Origin of the sequence: Microcoleus sp. Aus8_D2 (genome assembly GCF_036702665.1) — a bacterium.
GTDB lineage: Bacteria > Cyanobacteriota > Cyanobacteriia > Cyanobacteriales > Microcoleaceae > Microcoleus.
Genome location: NZ_JAUBUN010000001.1, coordinates 61,006 through 69,854 on the forward strand (window position 1 = coordinate 61,006; position 8,849 = coordinate 69,854).

At 44.7% G+C, this 8,849-nt stretch carries 10 protein-coding genes; 5 read left to right on the plus strand and 5 right to left on the minus strand.

Going from position 1 to position 8,849, the window contains the following annotated elements:
• Window positions 1–771: 771 nt before the first annotated feature.
• Window positions 772–1,305: a crossover junction endodeoxyribonuclease RuvC gene (gene ruvC, locus QUB64_RS00265; protein WP_333270743.1), complete on the plus strand. Its 534-nt coding sequence runs from the start codon at window positions 772–774 to the stop codon at window positions 1,303–1,305.
• A 114-nt stretch (window positions 1,306–1,419) separates the two neighbouring features.
• On the opposite strand, the gene QUB64_RS00270 is transcribed toward ruvC, so the two are convergent.
• The gene (locus tag QUB64_RS00270) at window positions 1,420–1,989 is read right to left on the minus strand and encodes a Uma2 family endonuclease (RefSeq protein ID WP_333270747.1); all 570 of its coding nucleotides are present in this window, start codon (window positions 1,987–1,989) and stop codon (window positions 1,420–1,422) included.
• 261 nt (window positions 1,990–2,250) lie between these two features.
• Here QUB64_RS00270 and QUB64_RS00275 point away from each other — a divergent pair, with 261 nt between their 5' ends.
• Complete coding sequence (locus QUB64_RS00275; protein WP_333270750.1) at window positions 2,251–2,625, plus strand: hypothetical protein; 375 nt, start codon at window positions 2,251–2,253, stop codon at window positions 2,623–2,625.
• Window positions 2,626–2,751: 126 nt separating this feature from the next.
• Here the strand turns inward: QUB64_RS00275 and QUB64_RS00280 are convergent, their stop codons facing one another.
• Complete coding sequence (locus QUB64_RS00280; protein ID WP_332942907.1) at window positions 2,752–3,021, minus strand: hypothetical protein; 270 nt, start codon at window positions 3,019–3,021, stop codon at window positions 2,752–2,754.
• A 251-nt stretch (window positions 3,022–3,272) separates the two neighbouring features.
• Here QUB64_RS00280 and QUB64_RS00285 point away from each other — a divergent pair, with 251 nt between their 5' ends.
• The 3 genes from QUB64_RS00285 to QUB64_RS00295 all read left to right on the plus strand — a co-directional run bounded on the left by QUB64_RS00285 (window position 3,273) and on the right by QUB64_RS00295 (window position 5,141).
• Window positions 3,273–4,496: a hypothetical protein gene (locus QUB64_RS00285; RefSeq protein WP_333270752.1), complete on the plus strand. Its 1,224-nt coding sequence runs from the start codon at window positions 3,273–3,275 to the stop codon at window positions 4,494–4,496.
• Window positions 4,497–4,506: 10 nt separating this feature from the next.
• Window positions 4,507–4,740 carry a hypothetical protein gene (locus tag QUB64_RS00290; protein WP_333270754.1) on the plus strand — a complete coding sequence of 78 codons (234 nt, stop codon included), beginning with the start codon at window positions 4,507–4,509 and terminating at the stop codon, window positions 4,738–4,740.
• Window positions 4,741–4,862: 122 nt separating this feature from the next.
• Window positions 4,863–5,141 carry a hypothetical protein gene (locus QUB64_RS00295; protein WP_333270757.1) on the plus strand — a complete coding sequence of 93 codons (279 nt, stop codon included), beginning with the start codon at window positions 4,863–4,865 and terminating at the stop codon, window positions 5,139–5,141.
• A gap of 740 nt (window positions 5,142–5,881) precedes the next feature.
• Here QUB64_RS00295 and QUB64_RS00300 read toward each other — a convergent pair.
• The 3 genes from QUB64_RS00300 to QUB64_RS00310 all read right to left on the minus strand — a co-directional run bounded on the left by QUB64_RS00300 (window position 5,882) and on the right by QUB64_RS00310 (window position 8,241).
• Window positions 5,882–6,217: a ribulose bisphosphate carboxylase small subunit gene (locus QUB64_RS00300; protein WP_293295580.1), complete on the minus strand. Its 336-nt coding sequence runs from the start codon at window positions 6,215–6,217 to the stop codon at window positions 5,882–5,884.
• Between the two features lie 47 nt (window positions 6,218–6,264).
• Window positions 6,265–6,675, minus strand: coding sequence for a RuBisCO chaperone RbcX (gene rcbX, locus QUB64_RS00305; RefSeq protein WP_333270761.1), 411 nt, complete (start codon window positions 6,673–6,675; stop codon window positions 6,265–6,267).
• 135 nt (window positions 6,676–6,810) lie between these two features.
• Window positions 6,811–8,241 (minus strand): form I ribulose bisphosphate carboxylase large subunit, encoded by a 1,431-nt coding sequence (locus QUB64_RS00310; protein ID WP_293295583.1) that lies wholly within the window; start codon window positions 8,239–8,241, stop codon window positions 6,811–6,813.
• Window positions 8,242–8,849: the final 608 nt, after the last annotated feature.

An 8,849-nucleotide genomic window follows, 5' to 3' on the forward strand; every position in this document is an offset into this window, starting at 1 on the left:
AGTATTGAGCTTGGTATACCGTATAATTTCACGTTTACGTGAAGCGATCGTAGCATTAGAGTCAGAATAATTGCTGTGGGTAGAGCCTTCAAAGTAAGCAAACAAGCTCGATCTAACTCACATCAGGCACCAATATCAAGAACCTGTAGGGGCCCGTGAGCCAATAGCTTTAAATCGTGCAGACAGGTTAAATAAACCCGCCCCCACTCACATCAGGCACCAATATCAAGAACCTGTAGGGGCCCGTGAGCCAATAGCTTTAAATCGTGCAGACAGGTTAAATAAACCCGCCCCCACCCCAAGCGAGAGTCATTTATTGACTGGCGTGCAAGATCTCAGATCCAAACGACTTGCTTGACAAAGCCAACAAACTTATACCATTGCTACCACCAAAATTAGAGGATATCATCTGTAGGGAAACAGCGGAGTCTTAGTCCGGCCCACACTTATGCAAATCACAGATAAATTCTATAACTATAGCAATCCGTTCATCAGTTTCAATAACTGGTTAACTGGTTAAGAGGAAGAGCCTGGGAACCGATGTCACTCTTGAAGAGCCTCGGCTGCGAAAAGGTCGGCTCTTCCTCCGGATCTGCGTTACCAGGCAGATCCTGGTAACGAGTATAATCATTTAGGATTGCTATATAGCAATACTTTTCAAATTAGTCTTATATTAAAGAATTGAAGAATTGAGAAGGGAGCATCTGTGCGCCAGCTTGTGTACTACGATTAACGAATTTGAGCGGACAGATAAACACTGAATAAGGGTTAATGGAAAAACGAATTTTAGGATTAGATCCAGGCTTAGCACATCTCGGGTACGGCGCAATTTCCTGTCAAATTGTCCCCGGCAAACAAGACCAAAACAGGATTTCCATGATTGACTGCGGCGTAATTAAAACAACCCCCAAGCAGGAAATGGGACAGCGCCTGAAAACAATTTACGAAGATTTGCACGCGGTAATTGACGAGATCAAACCAGATTTAGCAATTGCCGAAAAACTGTTCTTTTACAAAATGGGAAATACCATACTTGTAGCACAAGCGCGGGGCGTTTTGACGCTAGTATTAGCTCAGTGCGGAGTGCCGCTGTTCGAGTTTACGCCCGCTCAAATTAAGCAAGCTTTGACAGGCCGCGGCAATGCTGACAAATCGGAAGTGCAAGAAGCTGTAGCGCGGGAGTTGGAGTTAGGTTATATTCCCAAACCCGATGATGCGGCGGATGCTTTGGCGGTGGCTTTGACTGGTTGGTACGATGATGATATTTGTCCCAAGAAAATAGAATTAGCAACTCAAAAAAAATGATGTAATATTATCTTGCCTCAAACGACACAAACAAAATTGGTTCGTAGTGAGGAATGCGAGTCCTCTTCCAAATCTGAGGACTCGCATTCCTCACTACAAACATTTTATATAAAATCAAATCATCGGCAAATGCAAAACAAATCCGGGCAAAACATCTTCTCCCGATAAACTCACAGGAAATTGTACAATTTCTACATCGCGATTAGGACGATAAATTTCTACTTGTTCGTCTTGAGGATTAATCAGCCAACCCAAGCGCAAGCCACTGTTGAGATATTCCTGCATTTTCTCCTGAAGCGGGCGCAGCGGGTCTGTGCGCGATCGCAATTCTATTACAAAGTCAGGACAAATTGGCGGAAACTTTTCCCGTTCTTCTGCTGTCAAAGCCGACCATCTTTCTAAACTAACCCAAGCCGCATCGGGAGAACGGTCTCCGTTATTCGGCAGCCGAAAAATTGTCGAAGAACTAAACACTCTCCCTAGCTGCGTTTGGTAATTCCACTGCCAAACTAAGCCAATTAAATCGGCTTCTCGATTGCCGCTGACTCCGCCTACTGGTGACATAATGATAATTTCTCCTTTCGCTGTCCGTTCAAATTGCCAATCTCGATTCATCTGGCACAAACGGTAAAACTGTTCATCTGTTAGTTCGACAGTATCTAAGTTTAAAGTAACTGTTGTCATTTTTCCTGACTCCCGAGAAATATGAGTCCTGCAAACCTATTTTAGCAGCGCTTTTTGTCAATTTTAACATCATTCCTCATCGCGTGGACTTCCGCTTTGAGACCAGGGTTTAAACCGTAGCCGACTATTGCGAAGTGCCAAAGATCAGTTGAAAATTTAATTAATTTCGATCGCCGAATCCCAACCTGAAGCAAAAAAATGCTATAATATCAATTTTAACTGCTAAACTTATCCTGCCCGCAGACAACACAGGAAAATTTTATGGTGATTATTACCTCACAAGAAATTGCCCAATTTCGATCGCAATTAGCCGAATATCCCGCAGCGCTAAAAGCCCTAGACGAAATCGAAGATTGCGAAGGCAACATCGAAGATGCAGCGATATCTCTAGCAATTCAAGCCGGACAAGAACCGAATATATCTGAAAATTGGTTGGACGGATTGGCGAAAAGATGCCGCGTTGCTATCTGCAAATCTGAGATTAAAGAAGAGTTGACGAACGGACAATTGAATGCAGCCTTTAGAGATTTAGTTGCTGCTAAAATTTGCCCGCAGATTTTGGTGACGCCGACGATTATTTATGTATTTAAAACTGGGGTGAATGATTTTTGCGAGCCTCTTGAATATCAACTCTAAAGCTATCGAGAAAGTTAAAAAGTACGTGAAACCAAGCTATCTCAAAGGGTTGGGAATCGCCCCGAGCGAAATATAATATAACGAAACGATTAATCGAGGGATAGCTTGGCTTCACGGCACTTTTCTTTACCGCTGTGCGCTGCTGTACCCAGCCGGCACCAAATCCGGCGACAAACCCAAGGATTTCCCGAGCAAGCGAGCAAGTTGCACTAAAAAATTAGCAGTATCTGCGTCACCTTCCCGCGCCATGGAAGCCGATATCTGGATTAGCATTTGTACAAATCCCGCATCTATTAAATCGGAACAGGAACTTAAAACCTCTGGTTCTTGGCCGTTGGGACAGGTAAGCACTCGCTCGATTAAGTTCAAATAAGCCTCTTGGCGTTCTGGATTCATTGTGGGAGGAGCTGTAGAGTAAACAATTTATTATTACGTGTAACTCCGTCCTGTCAATCAGGCGATCGAATATGCGATCCCCGTCTTTCCTCTAGAATCTCCATTCAGTCAGGAATAGACAGAAGCTTAAAGAAAATCTTAAGTTTCTGAATGTTAGTTTCTGGGAGGTGATGTGTTCTTTGGCACACTCTAATATTAGCTAAGGTACCCGTAGCGCACCCTAGCATTCAAGGCATTTAGGAATATAAAAAATGAAAATAGGAATATTTTTAGGCAATTTAGGAAATCCCGCCATCTACTATCCCACACTAGGGAAAATTACCGGGGGAGTCGCGGCGAGCATTTTTATGTGTCAATTATTGCAATGGCAAGCACAACAGTCGAACTCCGGCGAGTGGGTAAAAACTACTAGCAGCGAAATTGAAAAAGCCACTGGTTTAAATCCCGAAGAACAAGAATTAGCAAGACGGCTGCTGAAAGTGCGATCGCTCCTGAAGGAAAAATCAACAAATTCCAACACCGACACCCTCGAACTCTGGGCCGATATTGACGCTTTCGAGGAAAAATTTAATAACTTTTTGACATCTAATTCAGCAAATATTATAGCACAAACAATCCGCGAAAACAACAATCGTCCTTTAGAAATATTCCTCTTAAATCCCTTCCAAAATGATGCAGTCAAAACAGACAAACATTTCGGCCAACCCCGCCAGCAAATAGCCGTTCCTGTCAACCCAAATTACGAATTTAGTGGCCCTTGGAATTCCCGAGAAGAATTGCACAATTTTCAGCGAGCTTTAGAAGAATATGCCAGAGATCGTAACTTATGGTTTGGCAATCCTTCGGGATGGGCTTTTAAAATTATTGATAGCATGACAAAGGGCTTAACCTCGACTTTTTGGGATGAATTTATCGCCGGAATTCCTTTAGGAGAAAGTCAGAAAGTTAAGCGGGAGTGGGAAATTGAGCCGGAAGTGCCTTATCCGGCGTTTGAGGAAGAGCGAATTCAGTATTACGCGCACAAGGGCGAACCGCTGGAAGCAGCGGTGTCTAAGGCTCGTGCTGACTTGAGAAACCCGGTGTTGGGGAAAGATTTGTGGGAGGGTTTTTTGCGAAAGTGCGATCGCATTGCCGATGATGCACTCAAAGCCAAAAACCAGGGCGTACAAACCGCATATTTACCCTCTTCCTTCAACGAAAGACCGCAAATTACCAAAGAAAGCGTGATGCAGAAATTAGGGGCGATCGCGCCGCAATTTGCCCTGAATCAATCCACATCTGAAACAGTCGCAGAACCGCCCAAACTCGAACCACAGGAGCCACCAACTACCGACGAAATCCCCAGTATTTCCTTTTTGCAAAAAGCTTACCAAACGGCTCTCGGTCGAAGTATAGTTGAAAAACAAATTGCTGCTAATCCAGAATGGGGCTATGAAATAGTTGACGGTGAAATAGTAGAATCTATCCCTTTTTAAGGAGGCGAACATGAAACGAGTTAGCGATATCAATCCGCTGGGAGTTGAGCGGGCTAATCCTTCGGATGCAACAAGAGAGAAGCTGCGGCAGGAAAGATTGGAGCGCGAGAAAAATTTGGGTTTTCAGCAGTTAATAGAACTTTGCAGTTGGGGCGAATACGGGATGGCGAAAGAGCTTGCAGCTAGACATTCCAGTTGGGGTTATGAAATAGTTGACGGAGTTGTCATGGAGCAGAGCGATTAGGTTCGTAGTACGGACTTTAGTCCGTCCTAAAAGCATTGGAGGAAAGGACTAAAGTCCTCACTACGAACCTGTTTTTGCTAATATGTTAGAATTACAATAGAGACTTAATTGGTTGTAAAGTTATGACAGCTATTATTAATGCCAAAAATCTAACGCTCAATGAAGTTAGTGATTTTTTGAAGTTTCAACAACTCTTTAACAACGAAACGTATCCAAGTTTATTATCATTAGAACCCTTAACTGAGTTTGAACAGCTCGAACTCGTACAAATCCGCAACGATTTTCGGGAATACCTCTCTTTTGAAAGAGTCTCAGAAGGACTGGTACAAGCTCTGACTACCTTTCCTTTGATGCGATTGGCTGGCTTTTACCGATCGCCTTTAAAGATGAGTCTGCAATAAAATATTGCTAATATCACTATAGAAGATGAAGACACAACGATTGCAGGCAGATTTGATCTCTTAGCAATCAATAAAGAAAAACAACTCGCCGCAGATATACAATTTTGGATTTTAGTAATAGAATCTAAGAACAGTCTGATTGCTCCCCGTGCCGGTTTACCGCAACTGCTAACTTACGCCTATAAAAGTTTAGTTATTGTAGTAGGGTGCGTCAGCGAGGAAGATTTCGAGAAAAATTCACAATCTCGCAACTGACGCACACCGGGAATAAATGGTGCGTCAGAAGCCCGATTGTGAGTGATTGTTCAGGATTACTCAACTGACGCACCCTACCGTTGACTAACTTACGCCTATAAAAGTTTAGTTATTGTAGTAGGGTGCGTCAGCGAGGAAGATTTCGGAAAAAACTCACAATCTCGCAACTGACGCACACCGGGAATAAATGGTGCGTCAGTTATTGTAGTAGGGTGCGTCAGCGAGGAAGATTTCGGAAAAAACTCACAATCTCGCAACTGACGCACACCCGGAATAAATGGTGCGTCAGAATTAGATTAGGAGTGATTATTGACAATTACTAAACTGACGCACCCTACCGTTGGCTTTAACCCGCGGAGGCGCGTGAGTGTTTGTATAGATGCGGTTTCAACCGCCGAATCTTCTGCATAAAAAAATGAGGTGGGGAGAATTCCCTACCTCAATTTTTAGCTAACTTTTTCTCTACAAAATAGAGCTGTTAAAGCTTAGTAGCCTCTGGTGTTAGGCTTGTGCACGATGAAGCTCAGCACTTGGCACTGCTTCACGTTGTCAAAACCCATGACGCGGATGTAGCAGGTAGGGTTTTCAGAGCGGCAAGCTTGAACTTCAGCCATGATTTCTTGGACGCTGCGAGCACCAAACAAAGGCAACTTCCACAAAGTCCAGTAGCGCATTTCAGCGGCAGAGGTTTCGTTGAATTCTACGCCGGGAATGTAGCCTTGATCCAAGATGTATTGCAGTTGCTTGGCAATTTGGGCGTCTGTCAGCGGGGGCAAATAGGACAGAGTTTCGTAACGACGCTCTTTAGCTAAAGTCTTCATTTTGTGTATCTCTAAGGTGTGTGTTCGATCGCGCTTTTGTCGATCGATTAACTCGACAAATTATCCAGATTCGGTTCAGAATCTATTGATGTTTCAGGATTGCTGCTAGAAACAGACCAATTAAGTTGCGTAATTCGCTCTAAATGCTGGCGTCTGTGTTCCATATTCGCCTGTTGAATGCCAGTACAAACCATTTCTGGCAAAAATTCCGTCACATCGTGAGCCAGATACTCTCGCACAGTCATGATCCGAAATCCTAAATCTTGATTTTCCCTCAGCAGCTCGTGAATGTAAGCTTCTCCATCTTGGATTTTGCCCTTCGTGGAAAAGTCATTCAACCAGATTGCCAGAGGAGGATTGGTTTCGCTCAACTGAGCGACCACAATCCGCACGGATTGATAGGTTAGGTAACTTGCCAGCACCTTAGCGGTGTCTTTCGCAACTTGTTTGAGATCCATTTGACCCCAGCTCCCTCAAATTTTAGGTTTTGGATTTTAGATTTTGGATGCAAACTTACTTGTAAATCTTCTTCAAAGATAAAGACTTAACAGCAAGTTTGCGACCTAAAACCTAAAATCTCCAACCAAAAATCCTTAAAGGGTATCCATTGCCTCGAACTCAAACTTGATTTCTTTCCAGAGTTCGCAAGCAACAGCCAGTTCAGGGCTCCATTTGCAAGCTTCGCGAATGATGTCTCCGCCTTCGCGCATCAAGTTGCGGCCTTCGTTACGAGCTTGAACGCAAGCTTCCAATGCAACGCGGTTAGCTGCTGCACCAGGTGCGTTACCCCAAGGGTGGCCCAAGGTGCCGCCGCCGAACTGCAAGCAGGAGTCGTCGCCGAAGATTTCCACCAAAGCTGGCATGTGCCAAATGTGGATACCACCAGAAGCAACTGGCATGACACCAGGCATGGAGGCCCAATCTTGGGTGAAGTAAATACCGCGGCTGCGGTCTTCTTCGATGTGGTCTTCGCGCATCAAGTCTACGAAGCCCATCGTGATGCCTTTTTCGCCTTCGAGTTTGCCCACAACTGTACCGGAGTGCAGGTGGTCGCCGCCGGACATCCGCAAGCACTTGGCAAGCACGCGGAAGTGGATACCGTGGTTTTTTTGACGATCGATCACAGCGTGCATAGCGCGGTGAATGTGCAACAGAATACCGTTGCGGCGGCACCATTTGGCCAAGGTGGTGTTTGCAGTGAAACCACCGGTCAGGTAGTCGTGCATGATGATGGGGGTTTTGATTTCCTTAGCGAACTCAGCCCGCTCCATCATTTCTTCGCAGGTAGGGGCGGTTACGTTCAGGTAGTGACCCTTGACTTCGCCGGTTTCTGCTTGTGCTTTTTCAATAGCTTCTTGAACGAACAAGAAACGATCGCGCCAACGCATGAACGGTTGGGAGTTGATGTTTTCGTCGTCTTTGGTGAAGTCCAAACCGCCGCGTAGAACTTCGTAAACGGCGCGGCCGTAGTTCTTAGCAGACAGACCCAATTTGGGCTTAATTGTACAACCCAGCAAAGGACGGCCGTACTTGTTCAATTTGTCACGCTCAACGGTAATACCGTGAGGAGGGCCTTGGAAGGTTTTCAGGTAAGCAATGGGAATCCGCAAGTCTTCCAAACGGAGAGCGCGCAGAGCTTTGAAACCGAACACGTTACCGACCAAAGAGGTCAGCAAGTTGGTGACAGAACCTTCTTCAAACAAATCCAAAGGATAAGCGATGAAGCAGATGTATTGGTTGTCTTCGCCGGGAACTGGCTCGATGTCGTAGCAACGGCCTTTGTAGCGGTCGAGGTCGGTGAGGAGGTCAGTCCAAACAGTCGTCCATGTACCGGTGGAAGATTCAGCGGCTACAGCAGCTCCAGCTTCTTCTGGGGGAACTCCAGGCTGAGGTGTGACGCGGAATGCTGCCAAAATATCTGTATCTTTCGGCGTGTAGTCCGGTGTGTAATACGTTAGTTTATAGTCTTGAACTCCGGCTTTATACCCAGCCTTTGATTGAGTTTGGGTTTGCGCGTAAGCCATATCTCGCTTCCTAGTATTCGCTTAATTTTTTTGCCCGATCGCAGGCTCTTAGAAATATATCAATAAAGTGGCGCACTGAAATTTTAATATTCTTTTAATCATCATAAGTATTGTTTATTTCACTTTACATTAGGAAATTTTATGTAACATATCTTATCAAACAAAAGTGGCGAAGGATGCAGGGGTAACGGCTGGGGATCGAGGAGATTTTAGATTTTAGATTTGAGATTTTAGATTGGGGAGAGAGAGAAAATTAGTCATAAATACTTAAGTTTACGGTGGAGAGCGATTAAATTTGAGACGGTCAGTTTTAGGTTGGACGTAGGAAAAGTTAGTTATAAATACTTAAGTTGAGGGTGGAGGATCGATCTCAACCGCAATAGAGGATTTTAGCAATCTCAAATCTCCAATCCCCAATTCCCAATCTAAAATCTCAAATCTCAAATCCCGTAGGGGGGGCTAGAAACCGGGTTTCTTGGAAAAATTTAGGTTGGGTAACTAGAAATCTACGCAGAAACCCGGTTTCTGAGGTAGCAGCGGGCGATCGCGAATGCAGCAATCCTCAATCAAAAATCCCCAATCAAAAATCCCGTAGTGGGGCGAGAAAC